The organism is Rhodopseudomonas sp. BR0M22 (assembly GCF_010907035.1).
Taxonomy (GTDB): Bacteria; Pseudomonadota; Alphaproteobacteria; order Rhizobiales; family Xanthobacteraceae; genus Rhodopseudomonas.
This window is the reverse complement of sequence record NZ_QUMK01000079.1, coordinates 1-25,530: the sequence shown is the minus strand read 5'-3', so window position 1 is coordinate 25,530 and position 25,530 is coordinate 1. Positions and strand designations below refer to the sequence as shown.

The following is a 25,530-nucleotide window of genomic DNA, read 5'->3' as shown; positions in this document are numbered from 1 at the left end:
GACGCGCTCGGCGGGCCGTAATCGTCGGCGTGGAACGACGGCGCCCAGCCTTTGCTCCAGTCGTGACGCATCCAATACACCGAGCCGAACGCGATGATGCCGACCACGACCATGATCCGCAGGAACCATTTCGGAAAGTCTTCCATCTGCCCGCTCCGTCCGCTCGATACCGGGAACGTGGTACAGGCGGACGCGACGGTTCGACAATAATGATTTCGAACGACGCGGCGGCAGGTCGCGGGCCGCGGCGATGACGCTGCGGCCTTGCATGGTCGCGGCGCGCCACCTAAAGCCGGATCGACACCGTTCGATTCACATTCGCCTGCAAGGGAGAAGCCCGATGGCCTTGATGCCGGTCGACGAAGCGCTCGCCGCGGTGCTGGCCGGCGCGCGCGGGCTCGACGTCGAGATGGTCGCACTCGAGGATGCCCACCGCCGCGTGCTGGCGCGCGACCTCGCCGCGCTGCGCACCCAGCCGCCGCAGCCGATGTCCGCGATGGACGGCTACGCCGTGCGCGCCGCCGACGTCGCCGCGCCGCCGGCGACGCTGCGGGTGATCGGCGAGATCGCCGCTGGCCGGCCGGCCACGATGGGCATCGGCGCAGGCGAAGCGCTGCGGATCTTCACCGGAGGCGTCGTCCCCGCCGGCGCCGACGCGGTGGTGATTCAGGAAGACACGGTGCGCAACGGCGACCACGTCACGGTCAATGAATCTGTCCGCACCGGCCGCCACATCCGCCCCGCAGGCGTCGACTTTCGCGAAGGCCAGGTTCTGCTGCATCAGGGCCGCCGGCTGAACGACCGCGACCTCGCGCTTGCCGCCGGCATGAACCACGCCGCGCTGCCGGTTTACCGTCTGCCGCGGCTGGCGCTGCTGGCCACCGGCGACGAGCTGGTGATGCCGGGAACGGCGCCCGCCCCCGGACAGATCGTCTATTCCAACGGCTACGCGCTGCGCGCCTTGGCGGAGGCCGAGGGCGCAGAGGTGATCAACCTCGGGATCGCCGCCGATACGCTCGAAGCGACCAGGGCGGCGATCCGGCAGGCCCGCGATCTCGGAGTCGATCTGCTGGTCACCACCGGAGGCGCCTCGGCCGGCGACCACGATCTGGTCAAGGAAGCGCTGGAGGCCGAAGGCACCCAGATCGCGTTCTGGAAAATCGCGATGCGCCCAGGCAAGCCGATGATGCACGGCCATCTCGGCGCAATGCGGGTGATTGGCCTGCCCGGTAACCCGGTGTCGTCCTACGTCTGTGCGGTGCTGTTCATGGTGCCGCTGATCCGCGCGCTGAGCGGCATGAGCGACCCGATGCATGTCCGCGAGCCCGCTTTGCTGGGCGCCGACCTCGCCGCCAACGACACCCGCGAGGACTATCTGCGCGCGCATCTGGCGCGCGACGATGCCGGCCGGCAGGTCGCCACTCCGGTCGATAGCCAGGACTCCTCGCTGCTGGCGCGGCTCGCGGCGGCCCAAGCGCTGATCGTTCGCCCAGCACACGCGCCAGCCGCCCAGGCCGGCTCCTCCTGCATCATCCTTAAGCTCCCGCTATAGCGATCCGTGAAATTCCCTGCGTTCGATTAACAGGTTGCGGAACACACCCCGAACATATAGTGTCCGTTCATGATTTGTTTTCGAGATTCGGTCACGATCACGCTTTGAGGGTGCTGCTGTTGCGCAGACTCGTCGCCCGAACCGAAACGCACCTCGAACCGGCCGGTCGTCGCCGAATGGGAAATAGTCGATGCTGACGCGCAAGCAGTTTGAGCTGTTGAAGTTCATCAACGAGCGGCTGAAGGAAGCCGGCGTTCCCCCTTCCTTCGACGAGATGAAGGATGCGCTCGACCTGCGCTCGAAGTCGGGCATCCACCGCCTGATCACCGCGCTGGAAGAACGTGGCTTCATCCGCCGGTTGCCGAACCGCGCTCGCGCCATCGAAGTCATCAAGCTTCCTGATACCGGCGGCATGCCGAGCGGCGGCCGCCGCGGTTTCACCCCGAGCGTGATCGAAGGCAATCTCGGCAAGGTCAGGCCGCCGAGCCCGGAGCCGGCCGAAGACGATCATGATCGCGGCAGCGTCGCGGTGCCGGTGATGGGCCGGATTGCGGCTGGTACGCCGATCGAAGCGTTGCAGAGCCGCAGCCACACCATCAGCGTGCCGGCCGACATGCTCGGCAGTGGCGAACATTACGCACTCGAAGTCCGCGGCGACTCGATGGTCGAGGCCGGCATCCTCGACGGTGACATGGCGCTGATCCAGAAGAACGACGTGGCCGACACCGGCGATATCGTGGTGGCGTTGATCGACGATGAGGAAGCGACGCTGAAGCGCTTCCGCCGCCGCGGCGCCTCGATCGCATTGGAGCCGGCCAACGCGGCCTATGAGGTTCGGATCCTGCCGCCGAACCGCGTCCGCATCCAGGGCAAGCTGATCGGGCTGTATCGCAAGTATTGAGCACTGAGCATCGTGTCCTCTGCTTTCCATTGAGCTTCGCGCTCAATCGTCGCCGGTCGGATCCTGCTGCGCCGGAGTGGCATCCTCGGATGCCGTCGGTACGGGACGTCTGATCGAGACCGGCCTGCCCTGCTCCTTCTCCGCGGCCGCTTCGGCCCACGGCCGGCTGCGGCCCCTGGGCCGGACCGCCTCGATCGCGAACACTGCGGATGCGTCGCCGGTTCGTCGCAGCGCCAGGGTGCCGCCCGCTTGCAGCTCATCGTGGCCGATCGCCAGGGCGGCGCAGTCCGGCGGCGGCTGTGCGGCGGTGACCACCAGCACCGCACGGGCGCAATCGTCGGACAGTCCATCGGGCCGCAGCGACAACGCTACCAGCCTTCCATCGACAAGCGGTGCGACGCAGCCATCTGCATCGCAGGAGACCCCGGCGCGCAGCGAGGCGTCGTCCGGCGTGCGCGGATCGGCGTCGGCGGCAAGCCATTGCTTCAGCCGAAAGGCGTCGACGCCGCTCTGCATCAGCCGCAGATGGCCATCGGCGCCGCGGACCGCGACTTGTCGGCCGTCGCCCGCGATCAGCACCTCCGGCTGCGGTGTCAGCGCCGCCCAGCCAATCGCGCCGACTAGCCCGAGCGCCCCGCTCCAACGCAGCGGCGTGCGCAGCAAGCCGATCGTCACCAGCCCGAGCGTGGCCAGTAGCAGCGGTCCATGACCGAAGGCGGTGACCCGGCCGACGGCACCCGGCAGTGACGCCACCCACTGCGCCACCAGGGTCATCCAGTCTATGCCGAATTCCATGATCCGCCAGAACGGCGCGTCGAGTCCGAACGGGATCGCAACGAGACCGAGTAACCCCGCCGGCATCACGATCGCTGACACCACCGGCATCGCCGCAAGATTGCTGAGCACACCGTAGGGTGTGATGCGATAGAAATGATAGGCGGCGTAAGGCATGGTCGCGAGGCCCGCCACCACCGAAGCGAGCGTCAACAACGCGATCTCGCGGCCGCCCCACAACGCCACCCGTGCCGCCACCGAGCTGTCGTTCGCGGCGAACAGCGCCGGCATCCCGACCTGGACCAATGCGACCAGGCCGAGCGTGGCCGCGAAAGACATTTGGAAGCTTGGATGCACCAGTGCTTCCGGCGCGATTGCCAGCACGATCAGCGCCGCCAGCGCCAGCGTGCGGAAGGTGATGGCGCGGCGATCGACCATCACGGCGATCAGCACCACCGCGGTCATCAGGAAGCTGCGCTGGGTCGCGACTTCGGCACCCGATAACGCCAGATAGAACGCGGCGGCGGCGAGCGCTGCGGCAGCGGCGACCTTCTTGATCGGAAACGTCACCGTCAGCGCCGGGATCAACGCCAGCAACGCGCGCAGCGCAAAGAACACCACGCCCGCCACCACCGCCATGTGATAGCCGGAGATCGACAGCACATGGCCCAACCCGGAGATGAACATCGCGTCGTTGACCGGTGTCGAGATCGCATCGCGCTTGCCGGTGAGGAGCGCAGTGGCGATGGCGCGGGTATCGCCGTCGAGCACGCTCCGGATCCGCGCGTCGATGCCGTCGCGCAAGTCCTGCAGCGCTGCCGCATAGCGCAGCCGCCAGCCGCCGTCTTGCGCCGGCGTCGAAACCGCCATCGCACCGAGCACGAAGCCGGATGCGGCGATACCCTGGAAATACAGATCGCGAGCGAAGTCGTAGCCGCCCGGCTGCAATGGCTGCAGCGGTGGCTGCAACCGAGCCTTCAGCGTCACGAAGCTGCCGACCGCTGGCGCCTTCCCCTTCTTCACCGACAGCCGCACCCGCTCCAGCGACGGCGCCCGTGCCGCCTGCATCTGCGTAACCCGCAGCACGAAACGGTCGGTGCGCTCACGCACTTCCCGGACTTCGACGAAGCCGCTGAGCTCGGCGGCGTAGACCGGCTTGGTGAGCACTGGATGCGCAATCCGCGCCGCCTTCAGCGTCGCGGTGGCAAAGCCCGCCACCGCCGCCGCGATCAGCAACAGCGTCCCGAATGCGCGGGTGCGGCGAAGCAGGAAGGTGGCGACCGCAAATCCGACTGCGGTCGCGGCGGCCACCCATGCGACCGGTTCATGATCGGCGGCGAAATACAGCGCGATGCCTGCACCGAATGCGACCGGCGTCCATGGCAAGAGACGTCCCGGCCCGCCTTCTTCCCGCGCCCAAGCGCGTAACCGGCCGGCCAGTCCAGGCCACCACGCCAGCCCAAACGTCAACAGCGCGCCCGCTTGCGCCGAGACGCCGGCCGGCCACGTCCGTACCCTGGTTCGATCGCGCCGCTGCAAGGCCGCGCCCCCACCCTTCGCCGCCGGGCGAACAGTGGAACAGATCAGCGGCACCGGCAATCGCCGGCACCGCCCCGTCGTTGATCAGGATCGATCGGGCGTCAGCCCTTCGCGACTTCCTTGGCGAAGGTATCACGCAGCCCGATGGTGCGATTGAACACCGGCTTGTCGGGCGTCGAGTCGCGATCGCGCACGAAGTAACCCTGGCGCTCGAACTGCAGCGGCTCGGCCGAATTGCTCGCCGCCGTCTCCGGCTCGATCCGCGCCTCGGTCAGAATTTCGAGCGACTGCGGATTGAGGTCTTCGGCGAAGGTGGCTGCACTCGGCGCCGGATTGGCGAACAGCTGATTGTAGATCCGGATCTCCGCCTTGACCGACTGCGCCGCCGGTAGCCAGTGCATCGTCGCCTTGACCTTGCGGCCGTCCGGTGCGTTGCCGCCGCGGGTTTCCGGATCGTAGGTGCAGCGCAGCTCGACGATCTCGCCGGCCTCGTTCTTGATCACCTCACGGCACTTGATGAAGTAGGCGTAGCGCAGCCGCACTTCGTTGCCCGGAGACAGCCGGAAGAACTTCTTCGGCGGGTTCTCCATGAAGTCGTCCTGCTCGATGTAGATCTCGCGGCCGAACGCGACCTTGCGGGTGCCGGCGGCAGGATCGTCGGGATGGTTGATCGCGTCGAGCTCCTCGGTCTGGCCTTCCGGATAGTTCTCGATCACCACCTTCAGCGGCTTCAGCACCGCCATCCGCCGCTGCGCGGTGCGGTTCAATTCCTCGCGGATGCAGAACTCCAGCATGCCGAGGTCGACCACGCTGTTGGCCTTCGCCACGCCGATCCGCTTGACGAAGTCGCGCAGCGCCGCCGGCGGCACGCCGCGTCGCCGCATCCCCGCCATCGTCGGCATCCGCGGATCGTCCCAGCCCGCGACATGGCCGCCGCGTACCAGCTCGGTCAGCACCCGCTTGGACAGCAGCGTATAGGTGATGTTGAGGCGGGCGAATTCGTACTGGCGCGGCTGCGACGGCACCGGCAGCTTCGACAGCAGCCATTCGTACAGCGGCCGGTGATCCTCGAACTCCAGCGTGCAGATCGAATGGGTGACGCCCTCGATCGCGTCCGACTGGCCGTGCGCGTAGTCGTAGCTCGGATAGATCGACCATTTGTCGCCGGTACGCGGATGGTGTGCGTGCAGAATGCGGTACAGCACCGGATCGCGCAGGTTGATGTTGCCCGACGCCATGTCGATCTTGGCGCGGAGCACCCGCGCGCCGTTCGGAAATTCGCCGGCCTTCATGCGCCGGAACAGGTCGAGATTTTCCGCAACCGAGCGGTCCCGGAACGGGCTGTTCTTGCCGGGCTCGGTCAGCGTCCCGCGGCTGGCGCGGATCTCGTCCTGCGACTGGTCGTCGACATAGGCGTCGCCGTTCTGGATCATCAGCTCCGCCCAGGCATAGAGCCGCTCGAAATAGTCCGAGGCGTAGAACATGTGCTCGCCCCAGTCGAAACCGAGCCAGCGAACGTCGGCCTGGATCGAGTCGATGTATTCCTGCTCTTCCTTGGTCGGATTGGTGTCGTCGAACCGCAGATGGCAGCGGCCGCCGAATTCCTGCGCGATGCCGAAGTTCAGCGCGATCGACTTGGCGTGGCCGATGTGCAGATAGCCGTTGGGCTCCGGCGGGAACCGGGTCACGATGGTCCGGTGCCTGCCGCTGTCGAGATCGGCCTGGACGATGTCGCGAATGAAGTCGCGCCCTGCCTCGCCCGCCGCTGTATCTGCCGTGGTCATTCGTCAATCGTCCTACTGCTCGGAACCGAAAGGCGTATCTGCCAAATCCGCCGCCCCGCGCCAACCCCTTCGGCCCGCGCGGAGCACTTTAGTTATGCGCCGATCCTGCTATACACCCTGCGCGCCGCTCCGGCCCGTTCACTTCCCTGCAATTGGTTCGAATGACCCGTCCTGTCGTCACCCGCTTCGCGCCCTCGCCCACTGGTTTCCTGCACATCGGCGGAGGCCGCACCGCGCTGTTCAATTGGCTGTACGCGCGCAAGCACGGCGGCACCATGCTGCTGCGAATCGAGGACACCGACCGCCAGCGTTCGACCCAGGAGGCGATCGACGCCATCCTCGACGGCTTGAAATGGCTCGGGATCGATTGGGACGGCGACACCGTCTACCAGTTCGCACGCGCCGCCCGGCACCGCGAGGTGGCCGAGGCGCTGCTCGCTGCCGGTAAAGCATACCGCTGTTATGCGACCGCCGAGGAGCTGACGGCGATGCGCGACAAGGCGCGCGCGGAGGGCCGGGCCAAGCTGTACGACGGCACCTGGCGCGATCGCGATCCGGCCGAGGCGCCGGAGGGCGTGAAGCCGACCATCCGGCTGAAAGCCCCCCTCACCGGCGAGACCGTGATCGACGATCAGGTCCAGGGCCGCGTCGCCTGGCAGAACGAGAACCTCGACGATTTGGTGCTGCTGCGCGGCGACGGCACCCCGACCTATATGCTGGCGGTAGTGGTCGACGACCACGACATGGGCGTCACCCACGTCATCCGCGGCGACGACCACCTGATCAATGCTGCGCGTCAGAAACAGATCTACGATGCGATGGAGTGGGAGCTGCCGGTGATGGCGCACATCCCGCTGATCCACGGTCCCGATGGCTCGAAATTGTCGAAGCGCCACGGCGCGCTCGGCGTCGATGCCTACCGTGCGATGGGGTATCTGCCCGCAGCGTTGCGCAACTATCTGGTTCGTCTCGGCTGGAGCCACGGCGATCAGGAAATCTTTACCACAGAGGAAATGATCGAGGCGTTCGACCTGCCGGCGATCGGCCGCTCGGCCGCGCGGTTCGATTTCGCCAAGCTGGAAAGCCTCAACGGTCACTACATCCGACAGAGCGACGATCACTGTCTCGTGACCCTGCTCGAAGACCTGCTGAAATACATCCCGCAAGGCCCAGCCATTGCGGCGAAATTCGACGACACGATCCGCGCCAAGCTGACCCAGGCGATGCCCGGCCTGAAGGAGCGCGCCAAGACGCTGCTCGAGCTGCTCGACAATGCCGGCTTCATTTTCGCCGACCGCCCGCTGGCGCTCGATCCGAAAGCGCAGGCGGTGCTGACGCCCGAGACGCGGCAGTTGATCGGCCGGCTGCGCGCCGCGCTCGAGGACGTCGCGCCATGGACGGCGGCGACGACGGAGGCCGCGATGCGGACGTTCGCCGAGCAGGCCGGGCTCAAACTCGGCGCGGTGGCGCAACCGCTCCGCGTGGCGCTCACCGGACGGACCACATCTCCCGGAATTTTCGATGTTTTGGCGGTGCTGGGGCGCGACGAGTGCCTGTCCCGGCTCGCTGATCAGGCCGGATAAGAAGCCCCGGAAACGGCTGGTGTCCGGCCGCCTTGCAGTGCACACTGCAATGAGCTACGCATTTCCGCCAGCGCTTCAAGACAACCAGTCTCGCTCGCAAGAGCACGGCGCATACGGCTGGTTTCGCCAACGAACATCGGGGACCACACGATGGACGCAACGACCAACAACAAGACGGCAACGCTCACGGTTGGAAACAAGAACTACGATCTTCCGATTCTGACCGGAACGGTCGGTCCCGACGTCATCGACATCGGCAAGCTCTACGCGCAGACCGGGATGTTCACCTACGATCCGGGTTTCACGTCGACGGCGAGCTGCCAGTCCAAAATCACTTACATCGACGGCGACGCCGGCGTTCTCGAGTATCGCGGTTACCCGATCGAACAGCTCGCTGAAAAAGGCGACTTCCTCGAGACCTGCTACCTGTTGCTGTACGGCGAGCTGCCGACCAAGGCGCAGAAGGAAGACTTCGACTACCGCGTCACGCGCCACAACATGGTGCACGATCAGATGTCGCGGTTCTTCAACGGCTTCCGCCGCGACGCGCATCCGATGGCCGTGATGGTCGCTTCGGTCGGCGCGCTGGCCGCGTTCTACCACGACTCCACCGACATCAACGATCCGCAGCAGCGGATGGTGGCGTCGATCCGGATGATCGCCAAGGTGCCGACGCTCGCCGCGATGGCCTACAAGTATTCGGTCGGTCAGCCCTTCATCTACCCGAAGAACTCGCTTGGCTACGCCGCCAACTTCATGCGGATGTGCTTCGCCACGCCTTGCGAAGAGTACGTGGTCAACCCGGTGCTGGCGAACGCGCTCGATAAGATCTTCACGCTGCATGCCGATCACGAGCAGAACGCCTCGACCTCGACGGTGCGTATCGCCGGCTCGTCGGGCGCCAACCCGTTTGCCTGTATCGCGGCCGGCATCGCCTGCCTGTGGGGCCCGGCGCATGGCGGCGCCAACGAGGCGGCGCTGGCGATGCTCAAGGAGATCGGCGACGTCTCCAACATTCCGGACTTCATCGCCAAGGTGAAGGACAAGAACTCGTCGGTGCGGCTGATGGGCTTCGGCCACCGCGTCTACAAGAACTACGATCCGCGCGCCAAGATCATGCAGCAGGTCTGCCACGAAGTGCTGGCCGAGACCGGTCACCACGGCGACCCGCTGCTGAAGGTGGCGATGGAGCTCGAGAAGATCGCGCTCAGCGATCAGTACTTCATCGACCGCAAGCTGTACCCGAACGTCGACTTCTATTCGGGCATCACGCTGAAGGCGATGGGCTTCCCGACCGACATGTTCACCGTGCTGTTCGCGGTCGCCCGCACCGTCGGCTGGATCAGCCAGTGGAGCGAGATGATCGAAGATCCGCATCAGAAGATCGGCCGTCCGCGCCAGCTCTTCACCGGCGCGACCACCCGCAACTACGTCGAGATGAGCAAGCGCGGCTGATCGTCGGCGCAGCTCAAAAAACCAACGGCGAACCGCTCAAGCGGTTCGCCGTTTTCGTTTTGGCCTGCAGAAGATCGGAGCTGCGACGCGCAGCTCAGTAACGGGCGCGGTCCGGCAGTGCTCGGAACTCGTTCCAGACCTTCTGCGCATCGCCGCGCATCATTTGCGCGATTTGCACTTTACGTTTCGCGTAGGGCTTCTTCATGTCAGCGCCGATATTGGAATCGTCGAACAGATCCGCGTAGTCGGTCCACGACGCCGCGTAGAAGATCCGATCGAGCCTTGCCCAGTAAGCGGTGGCGTAGCACATCGGGCAGCACTCGCAGCTCGTGTACATCGTTGCGCCGCGCAGGTTCGGCGCGCCGACTTTCTTGCACGCGGCCCGGATCGCATTGACTTCGGCGTGGGCCGACGGACCGTTGTCGCGCAGCACACTGTTGCCGGTCGCCGCGAGGATCTCGCCATCGCGCACGATCACGGCGCCGAACGCTCCGCCGGTCCTTTCGACCACGCCCGCCTTGCGCATCAGTTCGATCGCCTGCGCCATGTAGCGACGATCTTGCTCCGTCGGCGCCGCTGCCGGTGCAGGCTTTGCATCCGCAATCGTCGCCCCGGCGGGCAACACGGCCGCACCGAAGACGGCAGCGCCGGTTGCGAGGAAATTCCGGCGGTGAACGACGGTCACCGAGGCGAACAGCGCATCGAGCGCCGAGCCAGACTCGCTATCGGTTTTCTTCATGGGAATGAGCTGCGGTTGAGACGATCCGCGCCCCGTCCGGTCAAAAGACGCGCAAACTGGAGTTTCGACGCGCCGGCAGGTTAGTTCCAATCTATTGAGAATTGATTGCAACAATCGCCATCTTCAATCGTGGCGACCAACGGCAATCAGGCGTGGCGCATCATGTCCAGCACGATGTCTGCCGCACGTCCACTCGGCGTCAGCTCGCCGGTCGACAGGATGTCGTCGATCTTTGCAAAGCCCGCGAGCTGGCGCCGCCGCACCGCGGTGTCACCGATCAGATCGCGGACTGCAGGAGCGAGCTTGGCAGCCACGCATTCCTCCTGAATGAACTCGGGTACCACCTCCTCGCCGATCACCAGATTGGCGAGGATCACCGTGCCCGGACGCACCACCCGGCGCGCGATCCAGATCTCGACGCTGCCGGCCCGATAGGCCGTGACCATCGGGACTCCGGCAATCGCGAGCTCCAGCGTGACCGTGCCCGACTTCGCCAGCGCCGCATGCGCTGTCCGGAACGCGGCACGCTTCTCCTGCTCGCCGACGACGATCCGGGGTTGCACCTCCCAGGAGGCCACCGCAGCCCGGACCTGCCCTTCCAGATGCGGCGTCGTGGGCAGCACCGGCTCGAACGCGACACCCTCGCGCCGGAGCTGTGCCAATGTCTCGCCGAACGCAGCGGCGTGGTGCCGGACTTCGCTGCGCCGGCTGCCGGGTAATACCAGCAGTATCGGCGGTGAAGCCTCGCGACGCTCCTTCTCGGCCTCGTTCGGCCGCAGCGAGCCGAACTGCTCGGTGAGCGGATGGCCGACATAGCTGCACGGCGGGCCCTTCAGCCGGCGATATTCGGCTGGCTCGAACGGCAGCAGCGCCAGCACGTGATCGACATAGCCGAGCATTGCCCGCGCCCGCCCCGGCCGCCATGCCCACACCGTCGGCGACACGTAGTTGACGATCGGGATCGACGGATCGCGCTGCCGCACCCGCCGCGCGACGCGGTGGGTGAAGTCCGGACTGTCGATGATCACCAGGACGTCAGGTTTGGCGGCGACCACATCCTCCGACGCGCGCCGGATCAGCTTCAGGATCATCGGCAGCCGCTGCAGCACCGCCGCAAAACCGATGATCGACAGCTCCTCGATCGGAAACAGCGACACCAGCCCCTCGCCGGCCATGCCACGGCCGCCGATGCCGGCGAACTGCACCGAGCCGCCGAGCCGCGACCGCAGTTCGCGCATCAAGGCAGCGCCGAGCCGATCGCCGGACTCCTCGGTGGCGATCAGATACACCGTTCGCACCCGATCCCCGGGGTTGGCCGCCACGCTCATGCGGGCATTCCGATCACGAACAGCCCCGCCCGGTCGGCGGCGCCGATCATGTCTTGCGGTTCGGCCACAACGGTATGGCCGGCCACGACCGCGACGCCGGCAAGCTGGGCGCCGATCAGCCCTTCGACGGTTTTTGGTCCGAGCGCCGGCAGGTCGAAGCGCAGGTCCTGGCCGGTCTTGGGCGCCTTCACCAGCACGCCGTGGCCGGGCTTGGCGCGGATCCGCCCGCTGTCGCGCAGCTGCGCCACCCGCCGCAGCAGCTCGTCGGTGCCGCCGGTGTCCTCGACCGCGACCACATGGCCGTCGATCACCACGCAGCCCTGGCCGATATCGAACGGGCTGAGCGCTGCAAGCACGGCACGTCCCTTGGCAATGTCGGCCTGAACGAGGGTGTCCGGCGCAGCGCGGGTGAGACATCCCTCGGGCATCAGCAGATCGGTGGCGACATCCTTCAGGCCGAGCAGCCGGAAGCCGTGACGCTCGAACAGCCGGCCGACACCGGTCAGGAGATGGTCGTCACCGCCCCGATAGGCGGCGAGCACCGCCGGCAGCACTTTGATGGCGCCCCAGTCGAGCCGCAAGTCCGACAGCGCCGGCCGCACCAGCGAGCCGATGAACACCAGGTCACGGCAGCCCTCGGCGCGCAACAGCCGCAGCAGTTTTCCCAATGCCCCCATCCGTAGCCAGTGATGGCGGTAGGCGATGACGCGATCGGGGTCGCAGCTTCCCTTGAGCGCGAACAGCACCGGGGCCAGCCCGCGCGCCGCGAGCTGATCGGCGACCGCAAACGGCAGCGCGCCGCCGCCGGCAATGATGCCGACGGGGCTCGTTATCTGTCGCGAAGGATCGGTCATGGCCGAGCCGGCCGGTCAGGCGTCGTCGCCGTCGTTGACGGCTGCACCGCCGTCGCGCGCCATGCACAGCGCGACACGCGCGCCGCGCCCGCCACGCCCCTTGATGTCGTCGATGAACGCCACGATCTCGGCGATCGCCGGGTCTTCGGCCGTGCGTGGGCGCACCCGTTCGAGCCGTTCGGCGAGCGGGCCGCTGCTGTGGAACAGATCGTTGAAGAACGAGCGCACAATCGAGAGCCGCTCCTTGGTGAACTTCCGCCGGCGCATGCCGACGATATTCAACCCGGCCAGCTTCGCATAGATGCCGCTGGCGAGCGCGTAGGGAATGACGTGGGTGCGCAGCCCGCTCATGCCGCCGATCATCACCTGGGAGCCCACCCGGGTGAACTGCTGCAGCACCGTCATGCCACCGATGAAGGTGAAGTCGCCGATCTCGCAGTGACCGCCGAGAGTCGCGGCATTGGCGAAGATCACGTCGTTGCCGACAATGCAGTCGTGGCCGACATGGCTCGCCGCCATGAAGAACCCGCGATCGCCGACGCGGGTGACGCCGCCGCCGCCGACCGTGCCGGTATTCATCGTCACATTTTCGCGGATGGTGCAGGCGTTGCCGATGATCAGCGTGGTCGGTTCGCCCTTGTAGCCGGTCGATTGCGGAGCGCCGCCCAGCGAGGCGAACGGATGGATGGTGCAGCCTTCGCCGATCGTGGTGTGGCCGGTGAGATTGACGTGGCCGATCAGCCGAGTGCCGGCGCCAATGCTGACGTTTGGGCCGATCGTGCAAAACGGCCCGATCTCGACCCCGTCGCCGATCACGGCCCCGTCTTCGATCCGCGCAGTCGAGTCAATTGTGCTCATTCAGGTCCGTCAATCTGCCAGCATCGCGCCGACATCGGCTTCGGCAACGATCTGGCCGTCGACTTTGGCCTCGCCGTGAAACCACCACATCGTCTTCCGGCGGCCGGTACGTGTCAGATGATACTCGACGGTATCGCCCGGAATCACCGGCTTGCGGAACTTGCACTTGTCGATGGTCAGGAAATACACGGCGCGCGGCTTCTCGGTGCCGGTGACCGACAGGATGCCGATCACGCCGGCGGTTTGCGCCATGCCTTCGATCATCAGCACGCCCGGATACACCGGCCGCTCCGGGAAATGCCCCTGGAACGCCGGCTCGTTCACGGTGACGTTCTTGATGCCGATGCCGCTGTAGTCCTCGCGGATATTGATGACGCGATCGATCAGCAGAAACGGAAAACGGTGCGGCAAGGTCTTGAGGATGGTGTTGATGTCAACATTCTCAAAGCGAATCGGCGATTCCATCACCCCCGTCCTTCATCCCTGTCGTCGTCGGGTCGTGCCGCCGTATCGGCTCCGCTGCCCTCAGCGAGCCGCCGTACCGCCAGCATCTCCCGGAACCATGTCCTGGTCGGCCGGGCGAACATGCCGCCCCAGCGCTCTCCTGCGGGAATACTGTCCTTCACTCCGGACATCGCCGCCACCTGGGCGCCGTCGCCGATCACCACATGATTGTTGATGCCGACCATGGCGCCGAGCGCGACGTTGTCGCCCAGCGTCAGGCTGCCGGCAAGACCGCATTTGGCGGCGATCACACAATGTCGACCAATTGTTACGTTGTGGCCGATCTGAACCTGGTTGTCGACCTTGGTGCCCTCGCCGATCACCGTGTCGCGCAGAGACCCGCGATCGATCGTCGTGCCGGCGCCGAGTTCGACGTCGTTCTGGATGATCACCCGGCCGGTCTGCGGCACCTTGGTATGCTGGCCGGCGAAGATGAATCCGAAGCCGTCCTGGCCGATATGGCAGCCGGGATGCATCAGCACGTTGTTGCCGATCAGCGCGTGCTGCAGATGGCTGCCGGCACCGATATCGCAGTCGCGGCCGATCTTGACGCCGGCGGCGATCACCGCCCCCGCGCCAATCACCGTGCCCGAGCCGATCTCGACGTCGGGGCCGATCACGGCGAGCGGCTCGACCGTGACCTCGTCTTCGAGTTTGGCGGTCTCGTGGATCACCGCCGTCGGCGCGATTCCGGACGTGGCGGAAATGCAGGTGTGCGGCCGCAGCGCGTCAGCATAAAGATGCCGCGCATAGGCCACGAAAGCGTGGAACGGGCGCCGGGCGCGCAGCACGGCGACGTGCGGCGGCACCCTGCCCTCGAACCGCTCGCTGACCAGACAGGCGCCGGCCCGCGTGTTGGCGAGTTCGTCGGAGTACCGGAGGTTCTCGAAGAAGCTCAGGTGCATAGGGCCGGCCTCGTCGAGCGAGGCCAGACCGGTGATGCGATGCTCCGCGCGCGAAGCATCAACCAGCGTTGCTTTCGTCAGGCTGGCGATCTCGGCCAGAGTCGACGAAGGACGCGGCGGGAAAAACGACGTGGATGCCATTCCTTCGGTCGTGGTCCGGGGGGGCGGGACTTAGAACGAGGTCCCGCCGCCGAACTTGAACTCCTGAACGCGGTCGTACTTACCCTTGGTGATCGGGATCGCGTAGTCGAAGCGCAGCGGACCGAACGGCGACGCCCAGATCAGGCCGACACCGACCGAGGTGCGGACGAGGTTGGTGTCGTCGTAGTTCAGGCCAGCGCAGGTGCCGATCGTGGTCTGGCTCGCCGGAGTACAGCCGGGCGTATTGACTTCGCCGGTGACCGACCAAGACGTCGGGCCCTTGTAGTCGAACAGCGAACCGGCGTCGGCGTAGACGGCGCCCTTGAGCCCGACTTCCTTCGGCAGGAACCAGAACGGCATCTGCAACTCGACCGACGCACCCCAGTAGTTGGTGCCGCCCAGCGCGTCGCCGCCGTAGCCGTACAGGGCATACTGGCCGATGTCGCGCGGACCGATACCGTTCGGAGCGAAGCCGCGAACCAGGTTCGAACCCATCTGGAAGTGGTCGAGCATCCGCAGCTGGTTGTCGCCGTAGGTGCTCAGGTTACCGGCCTGCAGGTGGATCAAGCCGACCAGGTCCGACACCAGCGGGGTGTAGTACTTGGCGTCGAACGCGGTCTTGATGAACTTCACGTCGCCGCCGACGCCAGCGAAGTCCTGGCGCAGATCGACGAGCAGACCATCGGTCGGGTTCTTGATGTTGTCGAGGGTGTTGTAGGTCAGCGTATAGCCCAGCGACGAGGTCCAGTAAGCGCCGCCGGCCAGACCGATGCGGACCGGCAGAGACGCTTCACCGTCGCCGTAGCAGCCCAGCACGCCGTAGGTGCTCTGCAGGTTGTTGGCGGCGATGTATTGCGGCGTCGGGAAGAAGCCCGCACCCGGGATATTGTTACAGTTGTTCAGGTACGACGGCAGCGTGATTTCCTGCCGATACAGCGAGTAGCGGAGCTGCAGCGACAGATCTTCCCGCAGCGCGAAGCCGAGGCGCGGGCTGAAGCCGAGCGTCTTGGTCGAGTACGAGATGTAGCGGTTGGCGAGCTGCTCGCGCTGATACAGGTCGAGGCCGAGCGCGACGCGGTAGTCGAGCAGATACGGCTCGACGAACGACAGCGAGTAGCCGCGGGCGTACTGGCCGTACTGCACCGACGCCTTGGCGAAGATGCCGCGGCCGAGGAAGTTGCGCTCCGACACCGAGACTTCGCCGAGCGCGCCGTCGCTGGTCGAATAGCCGCCCGACACCGAGAAGTCGCCGGTGGATTTCTCTTCGAGATTGACCACCAGGATAACGCGGTCGCCCGACGAGCCCGGCTCGGTGGAGATCTTCACCGACTTGAAGAAGTCGAGATTCTTCAGGCGGCGCTCGGCGCGGTCGACCAGCGCACGGTTGTAGGCGTCGCCTTCGGAGATATCGAACTCACGCCGGATCACATAGTCGCGGGTCCGGGTGTTGCCGACGATGTTGATGCGCTCGATGTAGACGCGCGGCCCCTCCTCGATCGAGAACACGATCGAGACGGTGTGCTGGTCGAAATTGCGATCGCCACGCGGACGCACCGTCGCGAACGCATAGCCGCGCCGCGACAATTCGATCTGCATTTCTTCGACCGACTTCTCCAGCGCCTCGGCGTTGTACAACGAGCCGACGCTGACCCGCGAGTAGCTGCGCAGCGAATTGGCATCGAGAGTCGGAATAGTGGACTCGAAAGTCACCGAGCCGACGCGGTACTGCTGGCCTTCTTCGATCTTGAAGGTGACCATGAAGCCCTTCCGCTCCGGATCGTATTCCGTGAGCGCGGCGACCACCTGCACGTCAGCAAAGCCGTGCTTGAGATAGAAGCGACGAATGAGGTCGCGATCGGCCTCGACCCGATCCGGGTCGTACACGTCACCATTGCCGAGGAAGCTCAGCAGGTTGGATTCGCGGGTCTTGATCACGTCCTTCAGGCGATAGGCCGAATAGGTGTTGTTGCCGATGAACTCGATCGACTTCACGCCGGTCTTCGCGCCTTCGGTGATCACGAACACCAGGTCGACACGGTTGTTGGGCTGCTCGATGATCTGGGGATCGACACGAACGTCGTAGCGGCCGGAGCGGCGATAGATCTCGGCGATCCGCAGCGCGTCGCCCTGCACCATCGGGCGGGACAGCGTGCCGCGCGGCTTCGACTGGATCTCGGCCGAGAGCTGCTCGTCCTTGATCTTCTTGTTGCCCTCGAAGGCGAGCCGGCCGATCACCGGATTCTCGACCACGCTGACCACCAAACGGCCACCGGCGTGATTGATGCGAACGTCCTGGAACAGGCCGGTTTCGATCAGCGCCTTGAGGCCATCGTCGATCGATCCCTGATCGAGCCGCCCACCGGGGCCGGGCTTGAAATAGGAGCGAATGGTCTCAGCCTCGACCCGCCGATTGCCCTCGACCCCGATCGAGGAAGCGGATTGGGCGGCGGCAGGAGACGCCATCGCCACTCCCACCGCCGTAGTGGCGGCCGGTACGGCGAAAAACACCAGGGCGGCACCGATAACCCCCCGCAACACTCGCATTCCAACTTTCATGCGCAACGCGCCCTTGTCATTCCGATGCCGGCACAAGGCCCCTGCACCGACAGAATCCCCAGGTTGCCTCGCTTGTAGACAATTTTGCCCCGCCGGCAAATGTCCTTTCGCGATGCGATTTCAATTTCATTCCAACACGTTGCCTATCCGCCACGTTTGACGGATCGAATACATCAAGACGACGCCAGATGCAGGATGTCGTTGTACGTCGCGAACATCATCAACATCAGCACCAGCGCCAAACCGATTCGGAACCCGACCTCCTGCGCCCGCTCCGAGAGCGGCCGGCCGCGCACGGCTTCGATTCCGTAGAACAGCAGATGCCCGCCATCGAGCAGCGGCACCGGGAACAGATTCAATAGGCCGATCGAGATCGACAGCACCGCCGCCAGATGCAGCAGCGGAGTGAATCCGATCGTCGCCACCTGCCCCGACACCTGCGCGATCCGCAGCGGGCCACCGAGCTGATCGGCCGCCTCGCGCCCGGTGAAAATACCGCCGATATAAGAGAAGGTCCGGTCGACGACGAACCAGGTCTCTTTGATACCCATCCAGAACGCCACAGCCGGATTGACCCGCTGGGTGGTCACCTCCCCGGCCGAGGTCGAGCGGCTGATGCCGAGGATACCGAGTCGCTGGACGTTGCCGAACCGGTCCTTGATTTCCTTGAGCTGCGGGGTCGCCACCAGGTCGACGGTCGAATCGCCGCGCTTGACGGTAAATTTGAGCTCTTTGCCAGCGTCCGCGCTGACGATCCGCTGCATTTCGAGGAAATTCGCGATCGCGCTTCCGTCGATCGCGGTCACCACGTCACCGGGCTTGAAGCCGGCCGATTCGGCCGCACTGCCCGGCTGCACGCCGTCGACCCGCGCCGAGGTGTTCGGAGCCCCGAACACGGCGAACAGGAAGGTGAAGAGCACGATCGCCAGGATGAAATTGGCCACCGGGCCGGCGACCACGACCGCGGCGCGCGGCCCGACCGGCTTGTGATGGAAGCTGACGGCGCGATCGGCGGCCGACATCTGCGCCAGCGCCTCGCCTGAGGGCGTGCTCGCCTCGCTGTCGTCGCCGAAAAACTTGACGTAGCCGCCGAGCGGTACCGCCGAGAGCTTCCAGCGGGTGCCGTGGCGGTCGTTGAAGCCGACGATCTCCGGACCGAAGCCGATCGAGAAGGTCAGCACCTTCACGCCGTTCCAGCGCGCGACCAGGAAGTGGCCGAGCTCATGGAAAAACACCACGATCGTCAGAACGAACAGAAACGGGATCACGTAGCCCACGACACCGTGGCTCAACGTATTGAAGCTATGGAGAAAAAGATCGGCCATCCCATTCCTTTCGAGCAGAACCGACGGCCCTGTTCCCTGTTCCTTTATGATGCCTTTGCGGCAATTTGAGGCAACAGGGTGGCGGCGAGGTTTCGCGCCTGATGGTCAAGAGCGATGGCGTCATCGGCGGAACCGAGTGGCGCCAGATTGCCGGCGCGAACCCAGTGATCGAGGGTGTCCTCGACCAGCCGGGCGATCGCCCCGAACCTGATCTTTTGCGCGATAAAGGCGGCGACTGCGACCTCGTTGGCCGCGTTATACACGGTCGTTGCACCGTTCCCGGTGCGCAGCGCGTCATACGCCAGTCGCAGACCGGGAAAGCGGGCGAAATCCGGGGCTTCGAAGGTCAATTGACCAATCTTGGCGAGGTCGAGCTTGGCGGCGCGACCGGTAATTCGATCCGGCCAGCCCAGGCAATGGGCAATCGGAATCCGCATGTCCGGGGCGCCGAGCTGGGCAACGACGGACCGGTCGGCGAATTCGACCAATCCGTGCACGATCGACTGCGGATGCACCAGCACGTCGATCTCGTCCGGCGTCAGCGCGAACAGATACGAGGCTTCGATCACCTCGAGCCCCTTGTTCATCATCGAGGCCGAATCGATCGTGATCTTCTGGCCCATGCTCCAGTTCGGGTGCTTCAGCGCCTGCGCCAGGGTCGCCTGCTCGATGTCGGCAGCAGCCCAGGTCCGGAACGGCCCGCCCGAGGCGGTGATGATGACACGGGTCAGTTCGTGGCGGTTGCCGGATGCCAGCGCCTGAAACAGCGCGTTGTGCTCCGAATCCGCCGGCAGGATCTGCGCCCCGGCGGCTGCGGCCCGACTCATGAAGAAGTCACCGGCGCACACTAGGCACTCCTTGTTGGCGAGCGCCACGGTGGTGCCGCGATCGACCGCGGCGAGCGCCGGCTTCAGCCCGGCGGCACCGGAGATCGCCGCCATCACCCAGTCGGCCGGCCGGGCGGCCGCCTCGATCACCGCGCTCTCGCCCGCCCCACAGGCGATGTCGGTACCGGCCAGCGCTGCGCGCAATTCGCCGAGCCGCGCCGGATCGGCCACCGCGACGAACCTGGCATTGAACTCGCGGGCGAGCTTGGCGAGGCCGGCGACGTTGGCATTGCCGGTCAGCGCCTCGACCCGGTAGCGCTCCGGCTCGGCGCGGATCAGATCCATCGTGCTGTCGCCGATCGAACCGGTCGCGCCGAGCACGCTGACGGTGCGAACGCCGCTATGGGCGGGCTCGGCATTCTTCAAGGGAACAGGGTTCATTTGCGTCACCACACCATCAATCCGCGGCCAATACCATCCAGTGGCGCCCGCGTCAGTCCAATCAATACCGCCACCACAACCGCTGCCACATAACCGTCGAGCCGGTCCATCAACCCGCCATGGCCGGGAATGATGTGGCTGGAGTCCTTGACGCCGAACCGGCGCTTGACCGCGGATTCGAGCAGGTCGCCGAGCTGAGAAGCAGTTGAAAGAATCGCCGCAAGGACCAGAAGGGGAAGGATTTTCCCAAAACCTGCGAGACCGAAACCGAGTCCGACCAAGAGGCTCAGAGAGAGCCCGCCGATCGCCCCCGCCCAGGTCTTTTTCGGGCTGACGCGCGGCCACAGCTTGGGCCCTCCGATCGTCCGGCCGGCGAAATAGCCCCCGATATCGGCGCCCCACACCACCAACAGAATCAGCACCAGCGCCGCAAACCCATGGTCTGGATCGAGCCGGATCAGAATCGAGGCGAGCAGCGCGGCGGCGGCATAACCCAGCCCAGCGGAGGTCCAGCGCCGCGGCTGGTCACCGAGCAGCGCCAACCCTCCGACGCCGAACACCGCGGCGACCAGGGCCGGCAGCGGCTTGTCGAACGCAAGCCCGAGCCCGCATACGATCAGGCACAGGCAGCCGAGCACCAGGACCCGGAAGTCACGCGCCGCGCCGACGATCCCGAGCCATTCGACGAACAAGCCGATCGCCACCAGCGTGGCGAGCACCGCCCACGGCCAGCCTCCGAGCCAGACGATCGCAATCGCGCCGGGCGCCAGTACCAAGGCGGCGGCGATTCGCTGGATCAGATTCCGGGACCCCTGCTCGGCCGCCGGCGCCGGCGGCGCGTTGTCCTGGTTCACGCGTGTCACGATCCTGTCTTGGCGGCCAACCCGCCGAACCGGCGCTCGCGCCGGGCATATTCGGCAATCGCGCCTTCCAGCGCGGCCTTGTCGAAGTCCGGCCAGTGAATGGGCACGAACACCAATTCACTGTACGCGGCCTGCCACATCAGGAAATTCGACAATCGTTGTTCGCCGCTGGTGCGGATGATCAGGTCGGGATCGGGAATATCGGGGGCGTCGAGATAACGCCCCAGGGTTTCAATATCGATCGTCGCCGGATCACGCTTGCCCTCGGCGACCTCGCGCGCCAGCCGCTGCGCAGCATTGGCGATCTCCTGCCGCGAGCCATAGTTGAACGCCACCACCAGATTGAGCTTGGTATTGTTGCGTGTGAGTTCCTGCGCCTCGTCGAGCATCGCACACAGGTCGCGGTCGAGCCGGTCGCGCTCGCCGATCACCCGGACGCGGACCCCATCGCGATGCAGCGAGGCGAGATCGTTGCGGATGAAGCGGCGCAGCAGGCCGAACAGGTCGACGATTTCGGTCGCCGGCCGCGCCCAATTCTCCGAGCTGAACGAGAAAATGGTCAGGTAACGGATGCCGAGTTCGTTCGAGGCGCGGACGACCCGGCGCAGCGCCTCCACGCCGCGGCGGTGACCTTCGGCCCGCGGCAGCCCGCGCGCGGCGGCCCAGCGGCCGTTGCCATCCATGATGATCGCGACATGCGCCGGAGCGCTCGGCGGTTCGGACGGATCAGGCAACGGCGCGGCAGCTTTCGACATAGCTCATTCCCGAAGCATCATCCCGCGAGAAGGTCACCGGCTCGCTGCCAGAACTTATTCGAGATCAGTAAGTTATAGTCGACACGGCGACAAGACCCGAACTCAATGGGCCCTGCGCCCGAACCGTGCCTCTCCGCACACCCACGCGCGACCGCGCAACTGATCGGTGGGACGCGGCCGGATGGCCGCATCCCACGCTCACGGCGAGCAGATTAGACCGTGAGGATTTCCTTTTCCTTGTTCGCGAGCAACTGATCGATTTCAGCGATCGATGCGTCGGTGGCCTTCTGCACCTCCTGGTCGAGCCGCTTCTGATCGTCCTCGGAGATCTCGTGCGCCTTCTCCAGCTTCTTGATGGTGTCGAGGCCATCACGCCGAACGTGGCGCACCGCGACACGGGCGGCCTCGGCGTATTTGTGCGCGACCTTGACCAGATCCTTGCGGCGCTCTTCGTTCAGCTCGGGGATCCGCAGCCGGATCACCTGACCTTCGGTCGCAGGCGACAGGCCGAGATTGGAATCGACGATGCCCTTCTCGACCGCCTTGACCATCGACTTGTCCCAGACCTGCACCGAGATCAGACGCGGCTCCGGCACCGAGACGGTGGCGACCTGGTTCAGCGGCATGTGGCTGCCATAGGCGTCGACCTGAACCGGCTCGAGCATCGAAGCCGAGGCGCGCCCGGTGCGCAGACCGCCGAGTTCGTGCTTCAGGGACTGCGCGGCGCCCTGCATCCGCCGCTTCAATTCGTTGATGTCGAACTTGTCGGACATTGCCGCCTCTCTCTTTCTCAATCGCAAATCATCATCGCCGCGCGCCGCGCGGCCGTCGTCAGCCTGCTACGACAGTGCCCCGCCCCGCCCCGCTGAGCACCGCTCCGATCGAACCGGGCTCGGCGATCGAGAACACGATGATCGGCAGCGAGGTTTCGCGGGCAAGCGCGAAGGCTGTCGCGTCCATCACCCTGTAACCGCCGGCGAGCGCTTCGGAGTGAGTCAGCTTCTCGAACCTTTTCGCGTTCGGATCGAGCTTCGGATCGGCGGTGTAGACACCGTCGACGTTGGTCGCTTTGAGCACCGCGCCGGCGCCGATTTCGGCGGCGCGCAGCACCGCGGCGGTGTCGGTGGTGAAATAAGGATTGCCGGTGCCGCCGGCCAGCAGCACGATGCCGCCTTCGCTCAGCGTCTGCTCGGCCGCGGCGCGGGTGTAGAGTTCGCAGACTTCCGGCATCATCAGCGCAGCCAGCGTGCGCGCCTTCTGGCCGTGGCGCTGCAGCGCTTCGGCGAGCGCCAGACAGTTCATCACGGTGGCCAGCATGCCCATGGTGTCGCCGGTGGTACGCGACACGCCGCGGGCGGAGACTTCGACGCCGCGGAAGATGTTGCCGCCTCCGATCACCACGGCGACTTCGACGCCGAGCGCGCGGGCGGCGATCAGCTCGCCGGCCACCCGATCGATGGTGGCCTGGTCGATTCCGTAATCCTGGGGGCCGGCGAAGTACTCGCCCGACAACTTGACCAGCACACGACGATAGATCGGCTCAGCCATGACGCGGTCGTTGCCCCCTTTTGGTTTGGCGACTCCCGGCCCGAGAGCCGGAAGTCGCAGAGCGCGAAACGCTTACTTCTGGCCCGACGCGGCCGCGACTTCGGCGGCGAAGTCGGAGGTCTGCTTCTCGATGCCTTCGCCGAGCGCGTAGCGCACGAAGCCGGTGATCTTGATCGGCGCGCCGACCTTGCCTTCGGCTTCCTTGACCGCCTGCGCGACCGACTTGCCCTTCTCGTCGTGGATGTAGGCCTGCTCAAGCAGGCAGACTTCCCTGTAGTAGGTCTTCAGGCCGTTCTCGACGATCTTCTCGATCATGTTCTCCGGCTTGCCCTGCTGACGATACTTGTCGGCCATCACTTCGCGCTCGCGCTGCACCACCGCCTGATCGAGGCTGGACGGGTCGAGCGCCTGCGGATTGGCAGCGGCGACATGCATCGCGAGCTGGCGGCCGAGAACAGCGAGTTCGTCGGCCTTGCCGGCGGATTCGAGCGCGACGATCACGCCCATCTTGCCGGCGCCGTCGATCACCGCGTTGTGGATGTAGCTGGCGACAACGCCCTGCGACACTTCGAGGGCGGCAGCGCGGCGCAGCGTCATGTTCTCGCCGATGGTGGCGATCGCATCGGCGATCGCGCCGGCGACCGTGGTCGAGCCGACCGGAGCGGCGTTGATCGCGTCGATGTCGGCGCCGACCTTGAGCGCGACCTGGGCGATCATCTTGACGAGGCCCTGGAACTGCTCGTTGCGAGCGACGAAGTCGGTCTCGGAGTTGACCTCGATGACAACGCCCTTGGTGCCGTCGGTCAGCGCGCCGATCAGACCTTCCGCGGCGACGCGGCCGGCCTTCTTGGCGGCCTTCGACAGGCCCTTCTTGCGCAGCCAGTCGATCGCGGCTTCCATGTTGCCGTCGGTCTCGGCGAGCGCCTGCTTGCAATCCATCATGCCGACGCCGGTGGTCTCGCGCAGCTCTTTGACCATTGCTGCAGTAATCGTTGCCATCGCTAATAAGCCCTTTGCCTGTGAGTGCGACCGCGCAGCCGGAGCCCGCGGTTCGCAATCAGGAACACATCTCAGATTTTGACGACGGAACGATGCGGCCGGGTACCGGCCGCATCGCCTCGTATTACTCCGCCTCGGCGGTCAGCGACTTGGCCTGCGCCACCCAGGCATCGGCCCGGCTCGGCAGACCGAGCTCTTCGCCGATCTGATGCGCGGTAGCCTGGTCAAGCTCGGCAAGCTGCCAGAAGTGGAAGATGCCGAGGTCGTTGAACTTCTTCTCGATCGCGCCGGACACGCCCGGCAGCTTCTTGAGGTCGTCCGGGGTGCCGCGCGGACCGGGCAGCCCCTGGAACGTCGAAGCCTGCGCCGCCGGCAGGTCTTCACGCAGCGGCTGCGCCGCCGCACCGATGTCGATACCCACATCGCCCTGAGCGCGCGAGATGCCATCGATCACCGCACGGGCGACGAGATCGCAGTACAGCGCAATGGCGCGGCCGGCGTCGTCGTTGCCCGGCACCAGATAGGTGATGCCCTTCGGATCGCAATTGGTATCGACGATCGCGGCGACCGGGATGCCGAGACGCTGGGCTTCCTGGATCGCGATGTCTTCCTTGTTGGTATCGATCACGAAGATCAGATCCGGCAGGCCGCCCATGTCCTTGATACCGCCGAGCGAGCGGTTGAGCTTATCGCGCTCACGCTGCAGCTCGAGCCGCTCCTTCTTGGTGTAGGCATTGGCGTCCGCCGAGCTCAGCACGTCTTCGAGGTGACGCAGACGGCGGATCGAGCCGGAGATCGTCTTCCAGTTGGTCAGCGTGCCGCCGAGCCAGCGCGAATTGACGAAGTACTGCGCCGAGCGCTTGGCGGCATCGGCGACGGCGTCCTGCGCCTGGCGCTTGGTGCCGACGAACAGCACACGGCCACCCTTGGCGACGGTGTCGCTGATCGCCTGCAGCGCGCGATGCAGCATCGGCACGGTCTGGGTCAGGTCGACGATGTGGATGTTGTTGCGGACGCCGAAAATGTAGTCCGCCATCTTCGGATTCCAGCGATGCGACTGGTGACCGAAATGCACGCCAGCTTCGAGGAGCTGACGCATCGAGAATTCAGGAAGCGACATAGGTAGTTCTCCGGTTGGTTCCTCCGGAAACGTGTGGGCAACCGTGCTGAGATGGGGACGAATCCCCTCGCGGCCCGGCGCCACCGGACGGCCTTGCGAGCCATGTTTCCGTGTGAGATGGCGCGGGTTATAGCCGGATTCCCCAATAACGCAAGGCGCACCGGCGGGGATCGGCACAC

The 25,530-nt window shown here is 65.7% G+C and carries 21 protein-coding genes; 4 read left to right on the top strand and 17 right to left on the bottom strand.

All coding sequences use genetic code 11. The annotated features are described in order from the left end of the window. Positions 1 to 340: 340 nt before the first annotated feature. Both DY468_RS21305 and lexA read left to right on the top strand, forming a co-directional pair. Positions 341 to 1,552 (top strand): molybdopterin molybdotransferase MoeA, encoded by a 1,212-nt coding sequence (locus DY468_RS21305; RefSeq protein ID WP_164607123.1) that lies wholly within the window; start codon positions 341 to 343, stop codon positions 1,550 to 1,552. 190 nt (positions 1,553 to 1,742) lie between these two features. Beyond that, entirely contained in the window at positions 1,743 to 2,453 is a 711-nt protein-coding gene (gene lexA, locus DY468_RS21300) for a transcriptional repressor LexA (RefSeq protein ID WP_164607121.1), read from the top strand. A gap of 42 nt (positions 2,454 to 2,495) precedes the next feature. Here the strand turns inward: lexA and DY468_RS21295 are convergent, their stop codons facing one another. Both DY468_RS21295 and DY468_RS21290 read right to left on the bottom strand, forming a co-directional pair. After that, positions 2,496 to 4,766 carry a ComEC/Rec2 family competence protein gene (locus tag DY468_RS21295; protein WP_164607119.1) on the bottom strand — a complete coding sequence of 757 codons (2,271 nt, stop codon included), beginning with the start codon at positions 4,764 to 4,766 and terminating at the stop codon, positions 2,496 to 2,498. Between the two features lie 101 nt (positions 4,767 to 4,867). Further along, positions 4,868 to 6,550 (bottom strand): glutamine--tRNA ligase/YqeY domain fusion protein, encoded by a 1,683-nt coding sequence (locus DY468_RS21290; RefSeq protein ID WP_164607117.1) that lies wholly within the window; start codon positions 6,548 to 6,550, stop codon positions 4,868 to 4,870. A 161-nt stretch (positions 6,551 to 6,711) separates the two neighbouring features. Here DY468_RS21290 and gltX point away from each other — a divergent pair, with 161 nt between their 5' ends. Then, positions 6,712 to 8,133 (top strand): glutamate--tRNA ligase, encoded by a 1,422-nt coding sequence (gene gltX, locus DY468_RS21285; RefSeq protein ID WP_164607115.1) that lies wholly within the window; start codon positions 6,712 to 6,714, stop codon positions 8,131 to 8,133. Positions 8,134 to 8,283: 150 nt separating this feature from the next. Next, the gene (gene gltA, locus DY468_RS21280; protein WP_164607113.1) at positions 8,284 to 9,588 is read left to right on the top strand and encodes a citrate synthase; all 1,305 of its coding nucleotides are present in this window, start codon (positions 8,284 to 8,286) and stop codon (positions 9,586 to 9,588) included. A gap of 94 nt (positions 9,589 to 9,682) precedes the next feature. On the opposite strand, the gene DY468_RS21275 is transcribed toward gltA, so the two are convergent. The 15 genes from DY468_RS21275 to DY468_RS21205 form a co-directional block, all read right to left on the bottom strand. Beyond that, positions 9,683 to 10,438 (bottom strand): nucleoside deaminase, encoded by a 756-nt coding sequence (locus DY468_RS21275; protein ID WP_246701077.1) that lies wholly within the window; start codon positions 10,436 to 10,438, stop codon positions 9,683 to 9,685. 35 nt (positions 10,439 to 10,473) lie between these two features. Then, positions 10,474 to 11,655: a lipid-A-disaccharide synthase gene (gene lpxB / locus DY468_RS21270; RefSeq protein WP_164607111.1), complete on the bottom strand. Its 1,182-nt coding sequence runs from the start codon at positions 11,653 to 11,655 to the stop codon at positions 10,474 to 10,476. Continuing rightward, positions 11,652 to 12,509: an LpxI family protein gene (locus DY468_RS21265; RefSeq protein WP_164607109.1), complete on the bottom strand. Its 858-nt coding sequence runs from the start codon at positions 12,507 to 12,509 to the stop codon at positions 11,652 to 11,654. Before DY468_RS21265 ends, lpxB begins: the two co-directional genes overlap by 4 nt. A gap of 15 nt (positions 12,510 to 12,524) precedes the next feature. Then, a complete protein-coding gene (gene lpxA / locus DY468_RS21260; RefSeq protein ID WP_164607107.1) occupies positions 12,525 to 13,367 on the bottom strand; it encodes an acyl-ACP--UDP-N-acetylglucosamine O-acyltransferase in 843 nt (280 codons plus the stop codon). 9 nt (positions 13,368 to 13,376) lie between these two features. Next, positions 13,377 to 13,832 carry a 3-hydroxyacyl-ACP dehydratase FabZ gene (gene fabZ / locus DY468_RS21255; protein ID WP_164607105.1) on the bottom strand — a complete coding sequence of 152 codons (456 nt, stop codon included), beginning with the start codon at positions 13,830 to 13,832 and terminating at the stop codon, positions 13,377 to 13,379. Next, complete coding sequence (lpxD, locus tag DY468_RS21250) at positions 13,832 to 14,917, bottom strand: UDP-3-O-(3-hydroxymyristoyl)glucosamine N-acyltransferase (protein WP_164607103.1); 1,086 nt, start codon at positions 14,915 to 14,917, stop codon at positions 13,832 to 13,834. The genes fabZ and lpxD overlap by 1 nt, the downstream gene beginning before the upstream one ends. 30 nt (positions 14,918 to 14,947) lie before the next feature. Beyond that, on the bottom strand, positions 14,948 to 17,473 hold the full coding sequence (gene bamA, locus DY468_RS21245) for an outer membrane protein assembly factor BamA (protein ID WP_164607101.1): 2,526 nt from the start codon (positions 17,471 to 17,473) through the stop codon (positions 14,948 to 14,950). 173 nt (positions 17,474 to 17,646) lie between these two features. Further along, positions 17,647 to 18,798, bottom strand: a complete 1,152-nt coding sequence (gene rseP / locus DY468_RS21240) for an RIP metalloprotease RseP (protein WP_164607099.1) — start codon at positions 18,796 to 18,798, stop codon at positions 17,647 to 17,649. A gap of 44 nt (positions 18,799 to 18,842) precedes the next feature. Further along, positions 18,843 to 20,066, bottom strand: a complete 1,224-nt coding sequence (gene dxr, locus DY468_RS21235; RefSeq protein WP_164607097.1) for a 1-deoxy-D-xylulose-5-phosphate reductoisomerase — start codon at positions 20,064 to 20,066, stop codon at positions 18,843 to 18,845. 5 nt (positions 20,067 to 20,071) lie between these two features. After that, a complete protein-coding gene (locus DY468_RS21230; protein ID WP_164607095.1) occupies positions 20,072 to 20,920 on the bottom strand; it encodes a phosphatidate cytidylyltransferase in 849 nt (282 codons plus the stop codon). 5 nt (positions 20,921 to 20,925) lie between these two features. Further along, positions 20,926 to 21,684, bottom strand: coding sequence for an isoprenyl transferase (locus tag DY468_RS21225; RefSeq protein ID WP_164607094.1), 759 nt, complete (start codon positions 21,682 to 21,684; stop codon positions 20,926 to 20,928). 212 nt (positions 21,685 to 21,896) lie between these two features. Beyond that, entirely contained in the window at positions 21,897 to 22,457 is a 561-nt protein-coding gene (frr, locus tag DY468_RS21220; RefSeq protein WP_110785608.1) for a ribosome recycling factor, read from the bottom strand. A gap of 58 nt (positions 22,458 to 22,515) precedes the next feature. Then, positions 22,516 to 23,232: a UMP kinase gene (pyrH, locus tag DY468_RS21215; RefSeq protein WP_164607092.1), complete on the bottom strand. Its 717-nt coding sequence runs from the start codon at positions 23,230 to 23,232 to the stop codon at positions 22,516 to 22,518. Between the two features lie 72 nt (positions 23,233 to 23,304). Beyond that, on the bottom strand, positions 23,305 to 24,231 hold the full coding sequence (tsf, locus tag DY468_RS21210) for a translation elongation factor Ts (RefSeq protein WP_164607090.1): 927 nt from the start codon (positions 24,229 to 24,231) through the stop codon (positions 23,305 to 23,307). A gap of 124 nt (positions 24,232 to 24,355) precedes the next feature. Next, positions 24,356 to 25,351, bottom strand: a complete 996-nt coding sequence (locus DY468_RS21205) for a 30S ribosomal protein S2 (protein ID WP_164607088.1) — start codon at positions 25,349 to 25,351, stop codon at positions 24,356 to 24,358. Positions 25,352 to 25,530: the final 179 nt, after the last annotated feature.